Raw genomic sequence first — 18,476 nt, 5'->3', positions numbered from 1 at the left:
TCAGCGCCGTTCCAGCAGCATCAGCACCTCGTAGTGCTCCGTCTGCGGGAACATGTCCAGCAGCCGCGCCCGCACCGGCCGGTATCCGGGAAGGTGCTCCAGGTCTCTCGCCAGGGTGGCCGCGTTGCAGCTGGAATACAGCACGTGCCGGATCCCGGAGCCTTCGATCCAGCCGGCCAGGTCCGCCCCGATGCCCCGCCGGGGAGGATTGACCACGACGGCGTCCGGCAGGTCCGCGGGCGCCTCGCCGAGGACGGTGGCATCCCCGACGGCGAAGCGCACCCGGTCGTCCACGCCCAGCTCCCGGGCGGTCACCTGGGCGGCGGCGACGGCGTCCGGCGAGGTCTCGAGGCCCCACACCGAGCGCTCGGTGCCGGGGGGCAGGGGGCCGGCCGGGCCGACGTCGTGCGCCCGGACCTGCGCGAGCTGGAAGCCGAAGCCGCCCACCCCGCAGTACAGGTCCCAGACGCTGGTGGCCGTGGTGGCGTCCAGCCACTCGGCGGCCAGGGCGTAGAGGGCGGCGGCCAGGGCGGTGTTGGTCTGGAAGAAGCCCTGGGGGCGGAGGTTCAGGGGGATGCCGTTCAGGGGCATCCGGAGGGTGGTCGCGCCGGCGAGGTGGATCTCCTCGGGGCCCTCCAGCAGGGCGCGGTGCTCGGGGAGCAGGTTGGCCGTGATGACCTCGGCGCGCGGCAGGGCCCGCCGCAGTGCGGGGACGGCGGCGCGCAGCGCGGGCAGCTGGTCCGTGGAGCGCAGCACGAAGCGGATCATCAGCCCGCCGGCGGGGGAGAGGGTCAGGATCACGTGCTTGAGCTCGCCCGTACGGGTGCCCACGTTGTACGGGATCAGCCCGGAGGCGGTGATGACCTCCGCCACCACGGGGAAGGCGGCGCCGAGGGCTGGCTCGTAGAGGCCGCAGTCGCGCAGGTCCACGCCCGTGCCGTCGTGGTGCTTGGGGTGCTGGCGCGGGTCGAGGATGCCGAGCCGGGGTGCCTCGGCGGTGCCGGTGACCACCATCTTGGCCTTGTTCCGGAAACCGGACTCGGCCGAGGGGACCGGCTCGTCCCACAGTCCGGAGCCGTCCGGCGCGGTGGTGCCGGCCACGGGGTCCAGCAGGGCGCGGACCCCGGCCTGCTTGGTGGCGAGCTGCTCGGCGTAGGGCACGCCCATGAGGGGGCAGGAGCGGCACGCGCCGGCGTCGAAATGGGGGCATCGCATGGTCCTCCAAGGGTAGTGGTTCCGGGTCCTGTCGAACTTTTTCCACGACGGACCCATCCGGGCCGCGGGTGACTCCGAACACCTCATGACAGCCCGCCGGGAACCAGCGGCGGGACGCACCAGCGGGGCCCCGGTCCCACACACCCAAGGAGTAGTCATGAAGACCACGATGCGAACCACCATGCTGAGCCTGGCTGCCGTGGCGGCCCTCGGTCTGACCGCCTGTGGCGGCGCCACCGACGATCCCGCGGCCTCGGAGGACACCTCGATGTCCGCCTCGCCGTCCATGTCCTCCTCCATGGAGGAGTCCATGGAGGGCTCCGAGTCCGGTTCGCCGAGCGCCTCCGAGTCCATGATGGATCCGGCCGCGAACCTCGTGGGCCCGGGCTGCGCCGCGTACGCCGAGGAGGTCCCGGACGGGGCCGGCTCGGTGGAGGGCATGGCCATGGACCCGGTGGCCACCGCGGCCTCCAACAACCCCATGCTGACCACGCTCACCTCGGCCGTCTCCGGCGAACTGAACCCGGACGTGGACCTCGTGGACACCCTCAACGGTGACGAGTTCACCGTGTTCGCCCCCGTGGATGACGCCTTCGCCGCCATCCCCGAGGAGGACCTCAACGCCGTGGTGGAGGACGCCGACATGCTGTCCTCGGTGCTGACCTACCACGTGGTGCCGGGACAGATGTCCCCGGACGAGATCGAGGGGATGCACACCACCGTCCAGGGTGAGGACCTCGAGGTGACCGGCAGTGGCGAGGAGATGATGGTCAACGATGCCAGCGTCATCTGCGGCGGCGTCCAGACCGCCAACGCGACCGTCTACCTGGTCGATTCCGTCCTGATGCCCCCGATGGACTGATCGGCTCCGTCACCGATTGAGTCGCCGCCGGCCGCGGGCCGGTGATCAGCGGCAGGAGGCCGGCCCGGAACCGCAGTCGCGGGACCGGGCCGGCCTCTGTGCCCGAGGACCGAGGGAGAGAAGAATGCGTGCCATGAGTGGTCATCCCGAGCCACGCCCCGCCCGGAGGTGGCCGTTCGCCGCCTCCGGGGCCATCGCGGCTGCCCTGCTGTTCGGAGTGGCCGAGATCGTCTCCGTGCTGTTCTCCCCGGCCTCCTCACCACTGGTGGCCGTGGGGGCCGCCTTCATCGACGTGACGCCGGCCTGGCTCAAGGACTTCGCGATCGATGTCTTCGGCACGGCGGACAAGCTCGTGCTGCTGGTGTCCATGGGCGTGGTGGCGCTGCTGGCGGCGGCCGCCCTGGGGCTGCTGGCACGCCGGCGGCCGGTGACGGCCTCCGTGCTGTGCGGGGCCATCGCCGTCCTGCTCGGCGCGGCGGTGCTGTCCCGGGCGGGGACCGGGGTGGCCGACCTGCTGCCGACCGTGGCCGGCGCCGCCGCGGGCCTGGTGGCCCTGAACGGGCTCGTGCGGCTGGCGCGCCGCCGTGCCCCGGACCACGCCTCCGGCGAGGCGGCCGGGCCCCGGCCGGAGACGGCACGGCGCTCCTTCCTGATCGCCGCGGGGCTGACCACGGTGGTGGCCGCGGTGTCCATGGCCGGTGGCCGTGCGCTCTCCGCCGCTGGCAACGCGGCCGTGGCCACCCGCGACGCCCTCCGGCTGCCCGGTGCGCGCCGCACCGCGGCAGCCCTGCCGGACGGGGTGGAGGCCGTGGCGCCCGGGATGCCGCCCTTCGTCACCCCGAACGGCGAGTTCTACCGCATCGACACGGCGCTGTCCGTGCCCCGGATCGACCCCTCCACGTGGGAGCTACGGGTCCACGGCCTGGTCGAGGAGGAGTTCACCCTCAGCTTCACCGAGCTGCTGGAGAAGGACCTTGAGGAGACCTGGCTGACGCTGACGTGCGTCTCGAATCCGGTGGGCGGTGACCTGGCGGGCAACGCCAAGTGGCTGGGGTACCCGATCCGGGAGCTGCTTGCGCGGGCCCGGCCGCAGGGCGGTGCGGACATGGTGCTCTCCACCTCCGCGGACGGCTTCAGCGCCTCGACCCCGCTGGAGGTCCTGACCGATGACCGCGCCGCCCTGCTCGCCGTCGGGATGAACGGGGAGCCGCTGCCGCTGGAACACGGCTTCCCGGTGCGCATGGTGGTTCCCGGGCTGTACGGATACGTCTCCGCCACCAAGTGGGTGGTGGACCTGGAGGTCACGCGCTTCGCGGACAAGTCCGCCTACTGGACCCAGCGCGGGTGGTCCGAGCGCGGGCCGATCAAGCTCGCCTCGAGGATCGACGTGCCCCGGGGCTTCGAGACGCTGCCGGCCGGTGGGGCCGTGCTCGGCGGGACAGCGTGGTCGCAGACGATCGGCATCGACCGCGTCCAGGTGCAGGTGGACGACGGCGAGTGGCAGGACGCCACCCTGGCCGCCGAGGCCACGGTGGACACCTGGCGCCAGTGGTCCTTCGACTGGGACGGCGAGCCGGGCGACCACACGGCACGGGTCCGCGCGGTCAACCGGGACGGCGAGGTCCAGACCTCCGAGCGGGCCGACACCGTGCCGGACGGGGCCAGCGGCTGGCACCAGGTCCGCTTCCGGGTCGAGTAGCGGCCCGGCTGCCGGGGTCAGTACTCCGGCTCGGCCCGCAGGTCCGGCCGGGCGTGCCGCTCGGCCAGGCGCGCCAAGGCCTCCTCGGCGGCCCCGGCCAGCACGGAGTCCGGGTCCATCAGCAGGCCCTGCAGCGCGCCGGCCGACCGCTCGCCGCCGACCTCCCCGAGGGCCAGGGCGGCCGCGCTGCGCACGCGGGGATCGGGGTCGGAGAGCAGGGTCTCGACCGCCCCGGCGGCGGACACGAGCTCCGTCGCCCCCTGGGCGGCCACGATCCGGCAGCACGCCTGCCGCACGGCCGGGCTCTCGTCCTCCAGGCCGGTCAGCACCGCCGGGACGGCCCGGTGGTGCCAGTGGTGCCGGAGCACGCGGGCGCCGAGCACCCGGGGCAGGTGCGGGTCCAGGGCCAGCTCCGGGTCCAGCCGGGAGATGTCCCCGCGGATCAGCGCGATGTCCGGGTCCCCCGGATCCCCCGGGTGGGCGTGGCCCGTCAGCAGGCGCACGGCCCAGTCGGCCAGCCGCGGTGAACCCAGCTGCCCGACGGCGGCCGTCACCCACCCAGCCTCCTCGCCTTCCGCGGTGGCCGGCAGGTTCACCTCCCAGTCATTCCTGTTCATCAGTGATCCTTCCGTGCATCCGATGCACTGTCCGGGCAGAGAACACTAGTGATCTCCGCCCGGATAACGTGGTTCTTGGTCTGGCGGTGCGATTCACGAGGCCTGCCCGGGCAGCAGGTGGTTGGGGAGCCGGTTGCCCGGGGCCCGGCCGCGGATCTGCAGCAGGGTCCGGGCGTGCTGCCACAGCCTCCGGTCCTCGTCGCTGACCGGCTCCCACGCCGGCACGGGCACGGAGGTGCCCTCGCCGTCCCGGGCCACCATGACGGTGATGCAGTTCGTGGTCTGCTCCAGCGGCCCACCCTTCGGGTCCCCGGAGCGGACCTCCACGGCGATGTGCATGCCCTTGTTCCCCGTGTAGATCAGCCGCGCCTCCACCTCCACCAGGTCCCCGATGTGCAGGGGACGCAGGAAGCGGATGCCCCCGGAGAAGACGGCCACGGTGTCCCGGCCGCAGTACCGGGAGGAACAGAGGTACGCGGCGGTGTCGATCCACTCCATCACGATGCCGCCGTGGACCTTGCCGCCCCAGTTCACGTCCGTGGGGGCGGCAAGGAAGCGCAGCACCACCCGCTCGGCGGTGCCCGCCTCCGTGTACTCCTGCCCGCGCAGCTCGGCGGTGATCTCCTCCCGGACCGGGATCCGCGAGGTCGCATAGTCCCGGGCCAGCTCCTGCTCCAGGGTGCGGGGCACGAAGGTGGGGACCGCGGTGGAGTGGCCCTCGGCATCCACGGCCACGAAGATCACCAGGCAGCGGGCCCGTTCGGTGAGCAGCCCCGTCTTGGGGTCACCCGAGCGGACGGTGGTGTTGATGTGCATGGAGGACCGGCCCGTGTGGAGCACGGTGGCCGTCACCTCCACCATCTCGCCCACCTGGACGGGGTACTCGAAATGGATGTTGCCCACGTAGGCGGTGACACAGTAGCTGCCGCTCCAACTGGTCGCCGCGGCGAAGGCGGCCTTGTCCACCCACTCCAGGACCCGGCCGGCGTCCACGGTCCCGGACTTGCCCCGGTCGGTGGGGGCTGCGAGGAACCGCAGGGTGACCTCGTGCCGGCGGTGCGCCGCCGCCTCCGGTGCCGCGGCGGCCGGTGACCGGCCGGGGGAGGGGGCAGCCGGCGTCGGGAATCTGTCCATGTCCCTATTGTGGCCGACCGACCCGACGGCTGGTGGACAGCTGGGAATCCGCTGGTAATTGACGGAGATTCTCCCGGCCGACGGGGTTCGGGCCAACGTGGCGTCCGTCACGGATGCTAATTTTGTTTGCATGCCCGCCCACAGTTCCGTCGCCCTGCAATTCAGGGCCGAATCCTATGACCACCCTGATGGATCCGTGGACGCCGGGACCGTCATGACCTGGATCGACAAGACGGCCTACGCCTCGGCCGCCTCCTGGTCCGGCACCAACGTGGTGTCCTCCTACGTGGGCAACATGCACTTCGGCCGCCCCGTGCCGGTGGAGACCCGCGTGGTGGTGCAGGCGCGGGTGGTGCTGACGGGCCGGACCTCCGTGCACGTTCAGACCCGGGTGGTCCTGCCCGAGGTCAAGGACGCCCAGGGCAAAGCCACGGTGTGCACGGAGTGCGTCATGATCTACGTGGCCGTGGACGCCGAGGGCAACTCCATCCCCGTCCGCCCCTGGACGCCCGGGACCCCGGAGGAGGAGGAGCGGCAGCGGCTCGCCCAACTGCGCGGCTCCATCCGCCGCGAGGTGGAGGAGGCCATGATCCAGGCCCCGCCGGCGGGCACCGAGCTGACCGGTGAATCCGTGGTCCTGCGCTTCGTGGCGAACACCCGGGAGGTCTACCCGGGGGAGAAGGTCCAGGGCGGGGCCGTGATGCGGTGGATCGACGAGGCGGCCAACGTGTGCGCCTCCCGGTGGTCTGGCAAGCCCGTGGTGGCGGTCTTCACCGGCGGCGTGCGCTTCTACCAGCCCGTGCGCGTGGGGGACCTGGTGGAGCTCGAGGCCCGGCTGGTCCACACGAGTTCGCGGTCCATGCACCTCTCCGTGCGGGCCCGTGCCGGCGACCGCCGGGAGCGCGAGCCCATGCTGATCGCCCACGGGCTGACCGTGATGGTCTCCACGGGAGCGGACGGTCGGGCCGCCCCGGTGCCGCAGTGGTCCGCCCTGACCGAGAACGACCGAGACCTGGAGCGGCGTGCCCTCGAGCTGGTGGGCCTGCGCAACAAGGCCGCCCACGAGTGGGCCGGCGGGTAGTCCCGGGAGCGGGCCGAGAATGGCTGAGGGCGGGGGGCTCAGCCGGAGTTCAGGCGTAGAACCCCTCGCGCAGGTTGATCCCGTGCTCCGCCCAGGCCTTCAGGGCCGCCAGCATGCCGGTCCAGCCCATGCAGTTGCCGAAGGCGTTCTGGGCGCCCTCCGGGGTCGGCTGCCAGGAGGACTCCGTGATGGTCACCAGGGTGCGGGTGTTGTGCTCGAGCGGGGAGAACGTGAACGTCACCGTGGTCATCCCGGTCTCGTCCTGCGCCGACTCGCCGTCCCAGCGCAGCACGATGCGCTGGGGCGCGGTGGCCTCGAGGACCTCCACGGGAAAGGCGCCCGGGAAGTCGGCGAAGTCCCACTGGACCGCCGCCCCGGACTCGAGCCGGCCCACGGCCCCGCCGGTGGTGAAGTACTGCGAGAGGCGGGCCGGATCCGCCACGGCCTCGTACACCACCTCCACGGGGCGGGCGATGCGCCCGGTCACGGTGAAGGAGAGGTCCGTGAGGCCCCCTGAGCCGGAGTCCTGTCCTGCCGTCATGCCGGGAACCTACACTGCAGACACCATGAGCGACCAGACTTCCCCAGCCCCTGTTCCAGCCCATCCCTGGGACAGACTGATCCTGTGTGCCACCTGTGGGGTCGAGCAGGCGGCCGACGACCCCGGGGAGCTGCCCGCCGTCTGCCCGATCTGCGCCGACGACCGCCAGTGGGTCCCGGCCGAGGGGCAGCGCTGGACCACCGTCGGCGAGCTCCGCGCCGCCGGGACGGGCACCGAGCTGGCCGAGCTGGAACCGGGCCTCTGGGCGCTGCGGGTGCGGGCCGGCGTCGGGATCGGCCAGCACGCCAAGGTCCTGCTCACACCGGCGGGCAACCTCATGGTGGACGTGCCCGCGTACCTTGATGCGGCGGCGGTCGAGGCGGTCCGGGGGCTCGGCGGGCTGGCGGGGATCGTCGCCTCCCACCCCCACATGTACGGGGCCCAGTCGGCGTGGTCGGAGGCGTTGGCCGGCCCGGACGGGCCCGTGCCGGTGTACGTCTCCGAGCCCGACGCCGGCTGGCTGGCCCGGCGGCCGGCCTCCCTCCGCGAGTGGTCCGGTTCCCTGTCCCCGCTGGCCGGGCTCCCGGGGGTGAGCGCCTCCCAGCCGGGTGGGCACTTCCCCGGCAGCGTGGTGGTGCACTTCACGGGCCGCGACGGGGCGGGGGTGCTGCTCGCCGGAGACACCGTGGGCGTGGCCCGGGACCGGCGGTGGGCCACCTTCATGCGCTCGTTCCCGAACTACCTGCCGCTGTCCGGGGCCGTGGCCGAGCGCATCGCCGCGCACCTGGACCGCTACGACTACGCCCGGCTCTACGACAACTTCTCCGGGGTCCTGGGGGTTCCGGGCGGCGACGCCGCGCGGGTGGTGCACCGCTCCGCCGCCCGGCATGCCGACTGGGCCGAGGGACGGATGGACCACCTGACCTGACCTGACCTGGGACAACTGGAGGTCGAACCCGGCCCCTGTGTACGGTTACCCGCGAGTAAACGGGCCGGATTCGACCTCCAGTTTCGGGTGGGGTTGACCCTGACGCGACGTGAGGCTGTTCAGTGGGGGACATGAAGAACCAGAGGAATCCGGCCCGGCGCACGGGACCGGCCCGGCCGCGGGGCATCCACCCCGAGGTCGAATTGATGACGGTGGGGGAGACCGCCTCCGTCACCGGCGTCACCGTGCGCACCCTGCACCACTATGACCAGATCGGCCTGGTCTCCCCGGCCGCACGGTCCGCCACCGGCTACCGGCTCTATGCGCCGGATGACGTCGGCCGCCTGCAGCAGGTGGTGGCCTACCGGCGGCTGGGGCTGGGGCTGGAGGACATCGCCGCCGCGCTGCCGGGTGAGGGACGCGCGGAGCCGGCCGGCCGGCGTCGGGCCCTGGAGCGCCAGCGCGAGCTGGTGGAGGAGAAGATCACCGACCTCACGCGGCTGCTGGCCGCGCTGGACACCGCATTGGAGAAGGACATGCTGGACATCGACCTGACCGAGACCGAGATGCGCGAGCTCTTCGGGGACGGCTACACCGAGCAGTTCGAGGAGTACCAGGCCGAGGCCGAGGAGCGCTGGGGCCAGACCGACTCCTGGAAGGAATCGCAGCGCCGGACCGCGGGGTACACGAAGGCCGACTGGGAGCGGATCAGCGCCGAGACCGAGGAGAGCAACCGGCTGATCGTGGCGGCCCTGGATGCCGGGGCTCCGGCTGACTCGGAGCAGGCCATGGACGCCGCCGAGGCCGCCCGCGTGGTGATCGACCATTGGTTCTATCCGCTCGACGGGGACTTCCACCGCAACCTGGGGGACCTGTACGTGCAGGACCCACGGTTCACGAAGACCTACGAGGACCTGCGCCCCGGACTGGCGCAGTACCTGCGGGACGCGATCCATGCCAACGCCGACCGGCTGCAGGGCTGAGGTCCGGGACTGCTCCGATCCTGCGGACTCGGTTCACTGTCAGCGGAGAAGGCCCCATTCAGCCCGAGAATCGGGCATGATAACCGTGGACCATTTTCGGATCCACGATCCTCGAACCCCCAGACCGTCCCGGCAGTCCCGGCCTCCCTGTGCCCGAACGCGGTCCCGCCGATACCCCTCCCGCCTTCAGCGACGGCGAGGACAGAACGAACCGGAAGCGAACACCCATGCTGTGGAAACTCGTCCGGCACTACGGCAGGCCCTACTGGGCCCATGTCGTGGCCGTCCTGGTGCTCCAGTTGGCCGCCACCCTGGCCACGCTGTACCTGCCCAGCCTCAACGCGGACATCATCGACCACGGGATCGCCACGGGCGACACCGAGTACATCTGGCGCGTGGGCGCCCTCATGCTCGGCGTGGCCCTGGCCCAGGTCGCCACGGCGATCGCCGCCGTCTGGTTCGGCGCCCGGATGTCCATGTCGATCGGCCGTGACATCCGTCAGGCCGTCTACACCCGCGTGGACCACTTCTCCGCCGAGGAGATGGGCCACTTCGGCGCCCCGACGCTGATCACCCGCGGCACCAACGACGTGCAGCAGGTGCAGATGGTGGTGCTGATGGCCCTGAACTTCATGGTCATGGTCCCGATCATGTCCATCGGCGGGATCGTCATGGCCATCCAGGAGGACCCGGGCCTGTCCTGGCTGGTCTGGGTGTCCGTGCCCCTACTGCTCGTGATCGTGGGACTGCTGGTGCGCCGGCTGATGCCGCTGTTCGAGAAGATGCAGTCCAACATCGATGACATCAACGGCGTGATGCGGGAGCAGATCATGGGCATCCGCGTGGTCCGGGCCTTCGTCCGCGAACGCCACGAGGCGCGGCGCTTCACGGACGCCAACGAGGTGCTCACCCGGACCTCCATCAACATCGGCCGGCTGTTCATCCTGATGGGCCCGGTCATCACCATGGTGCTGCACCTGGCCACCGCCGCCGTGCTGTGGTTCGGCGGCCACCGGGTGGACGACGGCCTCGTGGAGGTCGGCGCCCTGACGGCGTTCATGCAGTACCTGCTGCAGATCCTCATGGCCGTCATGATGGGCACCTTCATGTTCATGATGTTCCCGCGCGCCGTGATCACCGCGCGGCGCATCGGCGAGGTGCTGACCACCACGGGCTCCGTGCAGGAGCCGGCGGACCCCACCGAACCGCGGCGCCGGGACGGCACCGTCGAGTTCCGCGACGTCACCTTCTCCTACCCGGGCGCCGACGCGGCCGTCCTGGACGGGGTGTCCTTCACCGCGGAGGCCGGCAAGACCACCGCGATCATCGGGTCCACCGGTTCCGGGAAGACCACGCTGATCAACCTGATCCCGCGGCTGTACGACTCCACGGACGGTGCCGTGCTGATCGACGGCGTCCCGGTGGAGCGGATGTCCCGGTCCTCCCTGACCGAGGCCGTGGGGCTGGTTCCGCAGAAGCCCTACCTGTTCTCCGGGACGGTCGCGGAGAACCTGCGCTTCGGCAAGCCGGAGGCCACCGAGCAGGAGCTGTGGAGCGCACTGGACACGGCGCAGGCCACCGAGTTCGTCCGGGACCGGACCACGGGCGAGGGCGAGTCCGCCGCCACGGGACTGGACTCGGGCATCTCCCAGGGTGGCACCAACGTGTCCGGCGGCCAGCGCCAGCGGCTGTGCATCGCCCGGGCCCTCGTGGCCAGGCCGCGCGTGTACCTGTTCGACGACTCCTTCTCCGCCCTGGACGTCACCACCGACGCCCGGCTGCGGTCCGCCCTGACGGGCTACACGCAGGGCGCCACCACCATCATGGTGGCCCAGCGGGTCTCCACCATCACGGAGGCCGACCAGATCATCGTCCTGGAGGAGGGCCGGATCGTGGGGCGCGGGACGCACCACGAGCTGCTCGAGACCTCGGAGACCTACCGGGAGATCGTGGACTCCCAGATCAGCGCGGAGGAGATGGCATGAGCAAGCGCGAGCACCAGCAGGCTGATCAGGGCCGGCGCCCGGAGGAGCTGTTCCCCGCGGTCCAGCGTCCCGCCTACCGGTCCACCGCGGCCGGCGGGGCGACGGCGGACGGTGCCGGGGCCGGCGTCGTGTCCGAACAGGAGATCGCCGAGCTGCAGGACAGCGTCGGCGCGGACGAGTGGGGCGCCAGCTCCGCGCCGCGCAAGGCGAAGTCCTTCTGGCCGTCCCTCGGACGCCTCTTCGGCACCCTGCGGGACCACAAGCTCGGCGTGGTGCTGACGTTCCTCTTCGGCGCCGTCTCCACCATCCTCACGGTGTGGGCCCCGGCCATCCTGGGCCAGGCCATGGACGTGATCTTCGACGGCTGGCTGGGCGACGGGATCGACTTCACCGCCCTGTCCCGGCTGCTGGCCGTGGTCCTGGGCATGTACGTGGTGGCCTCGCTGTTCGACTGGGCCCAGGGCTTCGTGCTCAACGAGATCGTCATGCGCGTGGTCTACCGGCTGCGCCAGCAGATCGAGGCCAAGGTCAACCGCCTGCCGCTGAGCTACTTCGACACGCGCCAGCGCGGCGACCTGCTCTCCCGCACCACCAATGACGTGGACAACGTGCAGACCGCCATGCAGCAGGCCTTCGCCTCGCTGTTCTACGCCGTGATGACCATCATCGGCATCACCATCATGATGTTCGTGCTGTCCTGGCAGCTGGCCCTGATCGCCCTGATCGCGCTGCCGATCGCCGGCATGGTGGTGGGCATCATCGGCTCGAAGTCCCAGAAGCTGTTCACCGCCCAGTGGAAGAACACCGGGCGGCTGAACGGACACATCGAGGAGTCCTTCACGGGCCACGAGCTGGTGACCGTGTTCGGCCGCCAGGAGGCCATGCGCGAGCGCTTCGACGAGCGCAACGAGGACCTGTACGAGGCCTCGTTCCGGGCCCAGTTCTACTCCGGCATGATCATGCCGATCATGCAGTGGGTGACGTACCTGGGCTATGTGGGCATCGCCGTGGTCGGTGGCCTGCGGGTGGCCACCGGCCAGATGTCCCTGGGCCAGGTCACCGCCTTCATCCAGTACTCCCGGGAGTTCAACGCCCCGCTGGGCGAGATGGCCGGCATGGCCAACATGCTCATCTCCGGTGTGGCCTCGGCGGAGCGGATCTTCGAGCTGCTGGACGCCGAGGAGCAGGAGGAGGACCTCTCGGTCCAGGCGGAGCAGGGCACTGCGCCGGCCGGGGCGCTGGCGGGCAAGGCACCCGGGCGGTTGGCCCAGCCCGTGCACGGGCACGTGGAGTTCGACCACGTGCGGTTCTCCTACACCGCGGAGAAGCCGCTCATCACGGACCTGTCCCTGGACGCCCGGCCCGGGGAGACGATCGCGATCGTCGGACCCACCGGTGCGGGCAAGACCACCCTGGTCAACCTCATCATGCGGTTCTACGAGATCGACGGCGGCCAGATCCGCCTGGACGGCGTGGACATCGCCACCCTGGACCGCGGGGTGCTGCGCGGGCAGATTGGCATGGTGCTGCAGGACGCCGTGCTGTTCGGCGGGACCATCCGGGAGAACATCCGCTACGGCCGGCTGGATGCCACCGACGAGGAGGTGGTGGCCGCCGCCAGGGCGACCTTCGTGGACCGCTTCGTCCACACCCTGCCGGACGGCTATGACACGGTGATCGAGGCCGAAGGGGCCAACATCTCCGCCGGTGAGCGCCAGCTCATCACCATCGCCCGGGCCTTCCTCGCGGATCCAGCCCTGCTGATCCTGGACGAGGCCACCTCCTCCGTGGACACCCGCACCGAGGTCCTCGTCCAGGAGGCCATGGCTGCCCTGCGCTCGGACCGCACGTCCTTCGTGATCGCGCACCGGCTCTCCACCATCCGGGACGCCGACGTGATCCTGGTGATGGAGCACGGGGACATCGTGGAGCAGGGCTCGCACGAGCAGCTGCTCGCCGCCGAGGGCGCCTACTACCGGCTGTACATGTCCCAGTTCACCCAGGGCGTGGACCTGGACGCCGAGGAGGCCGCCGTGTCCGTGGGCACCGGGGCCATCCCGGTGGTGGGGGAGGTGCCGGCCGGTGACGCCGCGGGCGCCGTCCCCGCGGTGAGCGGGGCCGTCCCCGTGGTGGAGCCGGGGCAGCACCGTCCCGGGTCCTCCGGGGCGTGACGGGCCCCGCGGGCCCTCCGGGGCCCGGGGTCGTGGTCCGCCTGGGCGTCCTGCTGGCCACGGACGTGGCGGAGGGATTGTCCCCGGCGGACCTCGCGGCCCGGCTGACGGCCCGGCTCGACGCCGCCTACCCGGGACTGTCCTGGGGCGTGGACGTGGTCCGGGAGGACCTCGGCGAGCCCGACGAGGACGAGTCGCTGGACCTGCTGGAGTTCACCCGTGACCGGATGCTGGACGAGGACTGGGACCTGGCCGTGGGGCTCTGCGAGGAACCACTGCGCCAGGGCAAGCACACGCTGACCCGGCAGGTCTCGCCGGCCCACGCGGCCGCCGTGGTCTCCCTCGGCATCGCGGGCACGGGTCCCCTGGAGGCGGTGGAGTCCGCCGTCGCCCGGATCCTCGGCCTGGACCCGGACGACTCCGAGCCCGCCGCGGCCCAGCTCCGCGGGGCCGTCCACGCCGCCCGCCAGCTGGCCACGGACGTGGAGGAGCGCGGCGGGGAGAATGAGGTGGCGTACGGCTGGCGCGTGGCCACGTCCAACCTGCGGCTGCTGCTGGGCACCGTCCGCGCCAACCGTCCGTGGACGCTGGCGGCCTCGCTCTCCCGCTCCCTGTCCGCGGCGCTGGCCACCGGGGCGCTGACCCTCATCACCACGGACCTGTGGCTGCTCTCGGCCGAGTACAACGGCCTGCAGATGGCGCTCGTCGGGTTGGTGGCCGTGGTCTCGGTGACGGTGGCCCTCGTGGTGGGGGCCAGCCTCTGGGAGAGGCCCCGGCGGCGGGGCGAACGCGAGCAGGTCATGGTCTTCAACCTGGCCACCGTGGTCTCCGTGGTGATCGGGGTGGCCGTCCTGCATGTGGCCCTGTTCGTCGCCGCCCTGGCCGGATCCCTGCTGCTCGTGGACCCCGAGGTGTTCGGCACCGTCACCGGGGAGGCGGCCGAGTTCACCGAATACCTCAAGCTGGCCTGGTTCGTCGGCGGGCTGGCGACGATCGGCTCGGCACTCGGTGCCGGCCTGGAGGAGGGCGACGACGTCCGCGCCGCCATCTTCACCCGCGGCAGTTCCTGACGGGGCCGGCCCCGCCGTCCGCGCCGATAGCATGGGCGCATGACCGAGGAACCGAGGCAGGCGCCGCACCAGACGTACCACCGGCCCGGTACCCGGCAGGCCATCCCCCCGGGCTGGCCCGGGCGCCGGCCGCAGGACCGGATCGTCCTGGATCCCGGCGGGCCCACCTGGATGGACCTGACCACCGTGCTGGCCTACGTGCTGATCTTCATCCTCGGCGGGGCCGTGCTGGTCACCCTGATCCCCGGCTTCCGCGAGCAGTTCATCCAGCCGGACGGCACCCTGAGCGAGGGCTCGTTCACCTTCGCGATCAACCTCATCTCCTACTCGATCCTGACCGTGCTGGCCCTGATCGCGTGCTGGCGGCCGTTCATCGCCTCGTTCCGGACCTTCAGGCGGCACGGGTGGCTCAAGATCGGCCTCATCCCGGCGATCTGGTTCACCTGCATCATGGTCAACGCGCTCGTGGTGATGTCCGCCGGCGGGGACATCAAGAGCGACAACCAGCTGGCCATCGAGGGCATGACCACCGAGGTGGCGTTCCTGCCCATGGTGCTCGTGACCGTGTTCATGGCCCCGTTCGTGGAGGAGTACATCTTCCGCCACCTGTTGATCGGCAAGCTCTCCCGCTGGGTCAACGTCTGGGTCTGCGTGGCGATCTCCATGGTCCTCTTCGCCTCCATCCACTTCATCAGCACCGGATTCACGTTCGACCCGGTGCAGATCATCCCCTACCTGACGCTCGCCGCCGCCATCACCGTGGCCTACGTGCTGACGGGCAAGTCGCTGGCCTACGCCACCATCCTTCACGTCTTCAACAACCTCGTCTCGATCGTGGTGGCCTACACGCTGCTCCCCCTGCTGCCCGAGGGAATGTGACCGCAGCGCCCCGGGACACCCGCCCGGTCTCCCGCCAGATCCTCGCGCTCGCCGTCCCCGCCTTCGGCGCGCTGCTGGCCGAGCCGCTGTTCCTGCTGGCGGACACCGCCATCGTGGGCCATCTCGGCGTGGCCGAGCTGGCCGGCGTCGGGGTGGGCACCACCATCCTGCACACCGTGACGGGCCTGATGATCTTCCTGGCCTATTCCACGACGCCGGCCGTGTCCAGGTTCCTGGGCGCCGGCAACCTGGGTGCCGCGATGGACCGGGGGCGCGACGGCGTGTGGCTGGCCCTGCTGCTCGGCGCGGTCCTGGGGGTGGCCGGCTGGTTCGGGGCCCCGGCGCTGGCCGGGGTGATCGGCGCGGAGGGCGCGGTGCTGCAGCACGCGGTGTCCTACCTGCAGTGGTCCATGCCGGGCATCCCCGCGATGCTGGGGGTCTTCGCCGCCACCGGGATCCTGCGCGGGCTGCTGGACACCCGGACGCCGCTGCTCGTGGCGGGGATCGGCTTCGCCGTGAACATCGGCCTGAACTTCGTGCTGGTGTACGGGGCGGGACTGGGCGTGGCCGGCTCCGCCGCGGGAACCTCGGTGGTGCAGTGGGGCATGTTCGCCGTCTACCTGGCCGTGCTGTACCCGCGCTTCCGCACCGCCGGCACGCGCCTGTCCCCGTCCGGGCGCGGCATGCGGGCCACCGCCCAGGTCGGCTCCTGGCTGCTGCTGCGCACCGCCAGCCTCCGGGCGGCGATCCTCGTCACCGTCATGGCGGCCACGGGCCTGGGCGTGGCCACCCTCGCCGCCCACCAGCTCGTCTTCACCGTCTACTCCACCCTGGCCTTCGCGCTCGACGCCCTCGCGATCGCCGCCCAGGCCCTGATCGGCCGCGAGCTCGGCGCCGGCCGGCGGCAGGACGCCCGCGCCCTGACCGGCACCATGATCCGCTGGTCGCTCTGGTTCGGCGTCATCACCGGGGCGCTGCTCGCCGTGCTGGCCTGGGTGCTGCCCCCGCTCTTCACCCCGGAACCGGCCGTCCAGGCCGCCGCCACCGCCGGGCTGCTCGTCCTGGCCGCCTCACAACCCATCGGCGGCTACGTGTTCGTCCTGGACGGCGTGCTCATCGGAGCCGGCGATGCCCGCTACCTGGCCCTGGCCGGCGTCGTGAACCTGGCGGTGTACCTGCCGGCCCTGGGTGGGCTGGTCTGGCTCGCCACCGGCGCCGGGACCGGGCAGGCGCCCGACGCCGGCGCGCAGCTGGCGCTGTTGTGGGCCGGTTTCGCGGGGGTCTTCCTCGGCGCCCGCGCGGTGACGCTCGGGCTGCGGGCGCGCTCCGAGGCGTGGATGAAGACCGGGCAGGGCTGAACGCCGCCGTCCCGAGGCCTAGAATGGCGGGGTGCCTGCCGCCAAAGCCCCCGCCGAAACCGCCACGATCATGTGGAAGCCCATCCTGGTCCGTGCGCTCATCGCCGTCATCTTCGGCCTGACCACCGTGTTCCTGCAGGAGCCGGGGCTGGGCGTGCTGAAGTACGGGCTCGCGGCCTACTTCGTGTTCTCCGGTTCGGGGCTGTGGGAGTACCTGCGCCGCGACCCGGTGCCGGAGAGGATGCGCGGGCCGCTCTCGATCGCCGCCGCCGTCCTCATGCTCGGGGCCATCGCCCTGCTGTTCGCCGGCTCCGTCTTCGTGGCCGGGATCATCGCCGCGGCGGCCCTGATCGGCTCCGGCGCCGCCGAGCTGGTCGCCTGGGCGCAGCACCGCAAGGCCTTCGTCCCGGCCCGGGATCAGCTGTACACGGGGCTGGTGGGTGCCCTGTCCGGCGTCGGGCTCCTGCTGTTCCTGAACCTGGACGCCCACGGGCTGCTGGGCATCGTGGGCGGTGGGGCCATCGTCATCGCCGTGGTGCTGGCCATCTCCGGCTTCGGATTCCGGCACGACGCCGGCCCGGCCGCCCGCGCGGGGGAGGGACCCCGCGCTCCGCGCAGCTAGGCCCCGCGGCCGGGTCGAAACCCGTTCTCTACACGCCGTAGAATGAAGGGGTGCGCCGCGGCCCACCGGCCCGCGCACCGGACCCGTAGACCAGGAGATCAGTACGTGAGCACGCCCCAGACCGGCCCCCAGCCCGAGGACCAGCGCCCCGGCGGTGCCTCGTCGGACCGCCGCGAGGGCAAGCCCCGGTTCCTGCAGACGATCAAGGGACCGCTGTGGTTCTCCTTCGCGCTGGCCCTGATCGGCGGTGTGGTGGCCACCATGGCGTCCTCCGGCGGCACGGACAACCCGATCCGCTTCGACCTCGGGCTGATCGCCTTCGGCGTCTTCTTCATGGTGTCCCTGGTGGTGGTGGCGATGCTGCAGCTGGCCGCCAAGGACAACCCCGAGCACCTGTCCCAGGGTTCGGGCGTGCACCGCTCCTCCGAGGAGCTGCACCGTCAGGCCGTGGCGCGGCGCAAGGCCGAGGCCCAGCGCAAGCGCGAGGAGGCCGGCCGCGAGGAGCCCGGCGGGACTACTTCTTCTTAGCCTTCTTCTTGGCCGGCTTGCCGTTCTTCTTGCCCGGCTTGCCGTCCTTGGCCCTGCCGTTCTTCGGGGCCGGCTGCTCCGCCGGCTCCTGACCCGCCGTGGCGGCCTCCGCAGCGCGCCGGGCCCGGTAGGCCTTCACGTGGGCGCGGTTGGCGCAGTTGGCCTCGTCGCAGAACTGCTTGGAGCGGTTGCGGGTCAGGTCCACGAAGGCGTTGGTGCAGTCCTCACCCGAGCAGGTCCGCAGGCGGGTCAGTTCCCCGGCCAGCGCCACCTCGGCCAGGGCCAGGGCGAAGGCCGTGGACGCGGCTTTGTCCGGCGCGTCGCCCTCGTGACCGGCGGCCAGGATGGCGGGGGACCGGACGGTGGAACCGGGGGGCAGGACCGCACGGACGGGGCCGGCCGCGCCGAGCAGGGCGTTGAGTCCCTCGAGTGCGGCGTCCGCGTCCTCGGCCGCGGCATCCTGCCAGACACCGGCGACGGCGGCCCGCAGCTTCCGGACGGAACGCAGGGTGGCGCTGGAGGGATCCTCCTCGAAACCCCAGCCGGGCAGGATCGCGGGGAGCGCGGAGGGCAGCCCCGCGGCCCCGTCGAGCCGATCGGGCAGCTGGCGGCCGCCCCGGAAGCCGGGGGCCGTGTTGGCGAGCGTCGCGGCCAGGGCCAGACGTGAGGTGGTGATGGGTGAGAACATGCGGCGGTGACTCCTTTGCTCCTGACGGGCATCCGGGGGTGAATGCCGCAGGCGGTGACAGCACTGTACGTCGCGTTGGAGGTTCACGTCAGGCCGCGTGAGGCAAACCACGTGG

At 71.8% G+C, this 18,476-nt stretch carries 17 protein-coding genes; 12 read left to right on the top strand and 5 right to left on the bottom strand.

From position 1 onward, the window contains the following. A complete protein-coding gene (locus RE421_RS02170; RefSeq protein WP_309813580.1) occupies window positions 1–1,215 on the bottom strand; it encodes a methyltransferase domain-containing protein in 1,215 nt (404 codons plus the stop codon). Window positions 1,216–1,372: 157 nt separating this feature from the next. Between RE421_RS02170 and RE421_RS02165 the strand changes: the two genes are divergently transcribed. Both RE421_RS02165 and RE421_RS02160 read left to right on the top strand, forming a co-directional pair. Continuing rightward, the gene (locus RE421_RS02165; RefSeq protein WP_309813576.1) at window positions 1,373–2,077 is read left to right on the top strand and encodes a fasciclin domain-containing protein; all 705 of its coding nucleotides are present in this window, start codon (window positions 1,373–1,375) and stop codon (window positions 2,075–2,077) included. 133 nt (window positions 2,078–2,210) lie between these two features. After that, the gene (locus RE421_RS02160) at window positions 2,211–3,776 is read left to right on the top strand and encodes a molybdopterin-dependent oxidoreductase (protein ID WP_309813573.1); all 1,566 of its coding nucleotides are present in this window, start codon (window positions 2,211–2,213) and stop codon (window positions 3,774–3,776) included. Window positions 3,777–3,793: 17 nt separating this feature from the next. On the opposite strand, the gene RE421_RS02155 is transcribed toward RE421_RS02160, so the two are convergent. Next, a complete protein-coding gene (locus RE421_RS02155; protein ID WP_309813570.1) occupies window positions 3,794–4,393 on the bottom strand; it encodes a HEAT repeat domain-containing protein in 600 nt (199 codons plus the stop codon). Between the two features lie 93 nt (window positions 4,394–4,486). Continuing rightward, a complete protein-coding gene (locus RE421_RS02150) occupies window positions 4,487–5,527 on the bottom strand; it encodes an acyl-CoA thioesterase (RefSeq protein WP_309813567.1) in 1,041 nt (346 codons plus the stop codon). 196 nt (window positions 5,528–5,723) lie between these two features. Between RE421_RS02150 and RE421_RS02145 the strand changes: the two genes are divergently transcribed. After that, the gene (locus RE421_RS02145) at window positions 5,724–6,608 is read left to right on the top strand and encodes a hotdog domain-containing protein (RefSeq protein WP_309813563.1); all 885 of its coding nucleotides are present in this window, start codon (window positions 5,724–5,726) and stop codon (window positions 6,606–6,608) included. A gap of 49 nt (window positions 6,609–6,657) precedes the next feature. On the opposite strand, the gene RE421_RS02140 is transcribed toward RE421_RS02145, so the two are convergent. Then, complete coding sequence (locus tag RE421_RS02140) at window positions 6,658–7,149, bottom strand: SRPBCC family protein (protein WP_309813558.1); 492 nt, start codon at window positions 7,147–7,149, stop codon at window positions 6,658–6,660. Window positions 7,150–7,174: 25 nt separating this feature from the next. Here RE421_RS02140 and RE421_RS02135 point away from each other — a divergent pair, with 25 nt between their 5' ends. From RE421_RS02135 to RE421_RS02095, 9 genes are all read left to right on the top strand, one after another. Beyond that, window positions 7,175–8,077, top strand: coding sequence for a hydrolase (locus RE421_RS02135; RefSeq protein ID WP_309813555.1), 903 nt, complete (start codon window positions 7,175–7,177; stop codon window positions 8,075–8,077). A gap of 131 nt (window positions 8,078–8,208) precedes the next feature. Continuing rightward, a complete protein-coding gene (locus RE421_RS02130) occupies window positions 8,209–9,060 on the top strand; it encodes a MerR family transcriptional regulator (protein ID WP_309813552.1) in 852 nt (283 codons plus the stop codon). A 227-nt stretch (window positions 9,061–9,287) separates the two neighbouring features. Further along, a complete protein-coding gene (locus RE421_RS02125; RefSeq protein WP_309813548.1) occupies window positions 9,288–11,045 on the top strand; it encodes an ABC transporter ATP-binding protein in 1,758 nt (585 codons plus the stop codon). Further along, window positions 11,042–13,216: an ABC transporter ATP-binding protein gene (locus RE421_RS02120; RefSeq protein ID WP_309813545.1), complete on the top strand. Its 2,175-nt coding sequence runs from the start codon at window positions 11,042–11,044 to the stop codon at window positions 13,214–13,216. Before RE421_RS02125 ends, RE421_RS02120 begins: the two co-directional genes overlap by 4 nt. Beyond that, window positions 13,213–14,286 carry a hypothetical protein gene (locus RE421_RS02115; protein WP_309813542.1) on the top strand — a complete coding sequence of 358 codons (1,074 nt, stop codon included), beginning with the start codon at window positions 13,213–13,215 and terminating at the stop codon, window positions 14,284–14,286. The genes RE421_RS02120 and RE421_RS02115 overlap by 4 nt, the downstream gene beginning before the upstream one ends. 39 nt (window positions 14,287–14,325) lie before the next feature. Continuing rightward, a complete protein-coding gene (locus RE421_RS02110) occupies window positions 14,326–15,165 on the top strand; it encodes a type II CAAX endopeptidase family protein (RefSeq protein ID WP_309813539.1) in 840 nt (279 codons plus the stop codon). Next, window positions 15,162–16,523, top strand: a complete 1,362-nt coding sequence (locus RE421_RS02105; protein WP_309813535.1) for an MATE family efflux transporter — start codon at window positions 15,162–15,164, stop codon at window positions 16,521–16,523. The genes RE421_RS02110 and RE421_RS02105 overlap by 4 nt, the downstream gene beginning before the upstream one ends. A 31-nt stretch (window positions 16,524–16,554) precedes the next feature. Beyond that, entirely contained in the window at window positions 16,555–17,145 is a 591-nt protein-coding gene (locus RE421_RS02100; RefSeq protein ID WP_309813532.1) for a hypothetical protein, read from the top strand. Window positions 17,146–17,250: 105 nt separating this feature from the next. After that, complete coding sequence (locus tag RE421_RS02095) at window positions 17,251–17,673, top strand: hypothetical protein (RefSeq protein ID WP_309813529.1); 423 nt, start codon at window positions 17,251–17,253, stop codon at window positions 17,671–17,673. On the opposite strand, the gene RE421_RS02090 is transcribed toward RE421_RS02095, so the two are convergent. Then, complete coding sequence (locus RE421_RS02090) at window positions 17,660–18,361, bottom strand: CGNR zinc finger domain-containing protein (protein WP_309813524.1); 702 nt, start codon at window positions 18,359–18,361, stop codon at window positions 17,660–17,662. The genes RE421_RS02095 and RE421_RS02090 overlap by 14 nt on opposite strands. Window positions 18,362–18,476: the final 115 nt, after the last annotated feature.

This window comes from Citricoccus sp. I39-566, from assembly GCF_031432995.1.
GTDB classification, from domain to species: domain Bacteria; phylum Actinomycetota; class Actinomycetes; order Actinomycetales; family Micrococcaceae; genus Citricoccus; species Citricoccus nitrophenolicus_A.
This window is presented reverse-complemented; position numbering and strand designations above follow the sequence as displayed.

What these genes read in the sequence shown, in the direction of transcription:
- RE421_RS02170 (WP_309813580.1), bottom strand. Translation starts at nt 1,215, where the DNA reads ATGCGATGCCCCCATTTCGACGCCGGCGCGTGCCGCTCCTGCCCCCTC.
- RE421_RS02165 (WP_309813576.1), top strand. Translation starts at nt 1,373, where the DNA reads ATGAAGACCACGATGCGAACCACCATGCTGAGCCTGGCTGCCGTGGCG.
- RE421_RS02160 (WP_309813573.1), top strand. Translation starts at nt 2,211, where the DNA reads ATGAGTGGTCATCCCGAGCCACGCCCCGCCCGGAGGTGGCCGTTCGCC.
- RE421_RS02155 (WP_309813570.1), bottom strand. Translation starts at nt 4,393, where the DNA reads ATGAACAGGAATGACTGGGAGGTGAACCTGCCGGCCACCGCGGAAGGC.
- RE421_RS02150 (WP_309813567.1), bottom strand. Translation starts at nt 5,527, where the DNA reads ATGGACAGATTCCCGACGCCGGCTGCCCCCTCCCCCGGCCGGTCACCG.
- RE421_RS02140 (WP_309813558.1), bottom strand. Translation starts at nt 7,149, where the DNA reads ATGACGGCAGGACAGGACTCCGGCTCAGGGGGCCTCACGGACCTCTCC.
- RE421_RS02135 (WP_309813555.1), top strand. Translation starts at nt 7,175, where the DNA reads ATGAGCGACCAGACTTCCCCAGCCCCTGTTCCAGCCCATCCCTGGGAC.
- RE421_RS02130 (WP_309813552.1), top strand. Translation starts at nt 8,209, where the DNA reads ATGAAGAACCAGAGGAATCCGGCCCGGCGCACGGGACCGGCCCGGCCG.
- RE421_RS02125 (WP_309813548.1), top strand. Translation starts at nt 9,288, where the DNA reads ATGCTGTGGAAACTCGTCCGGCACTACGGCAGGCCCTACTGGGCCCAT.
- RE421_RS02120 (WP_309813545.1), top strand. Translation starts at nt 11,042, where the DNA reads ATGAGCAAGCGCGAGCACCAGCAGGCTGATCAGGGCCGGCGCCCGGAG.
- RE421_RS02110 (WP_309813539.1), top strand. Translation starts at nt 14,326, where the DNA reads ATGACCGAGGAACCGAGGCAGGCGCCGCACCAGACGTACCACCGGCCC.
- RE421_RS02090 (WP_309813524.1), bottom strand. Translation starts at nt 18,361, where the DNA reads ATGTTCTCACCCATCACCACCTCACGTCTGGCCCTGGCCGCGACGCTC.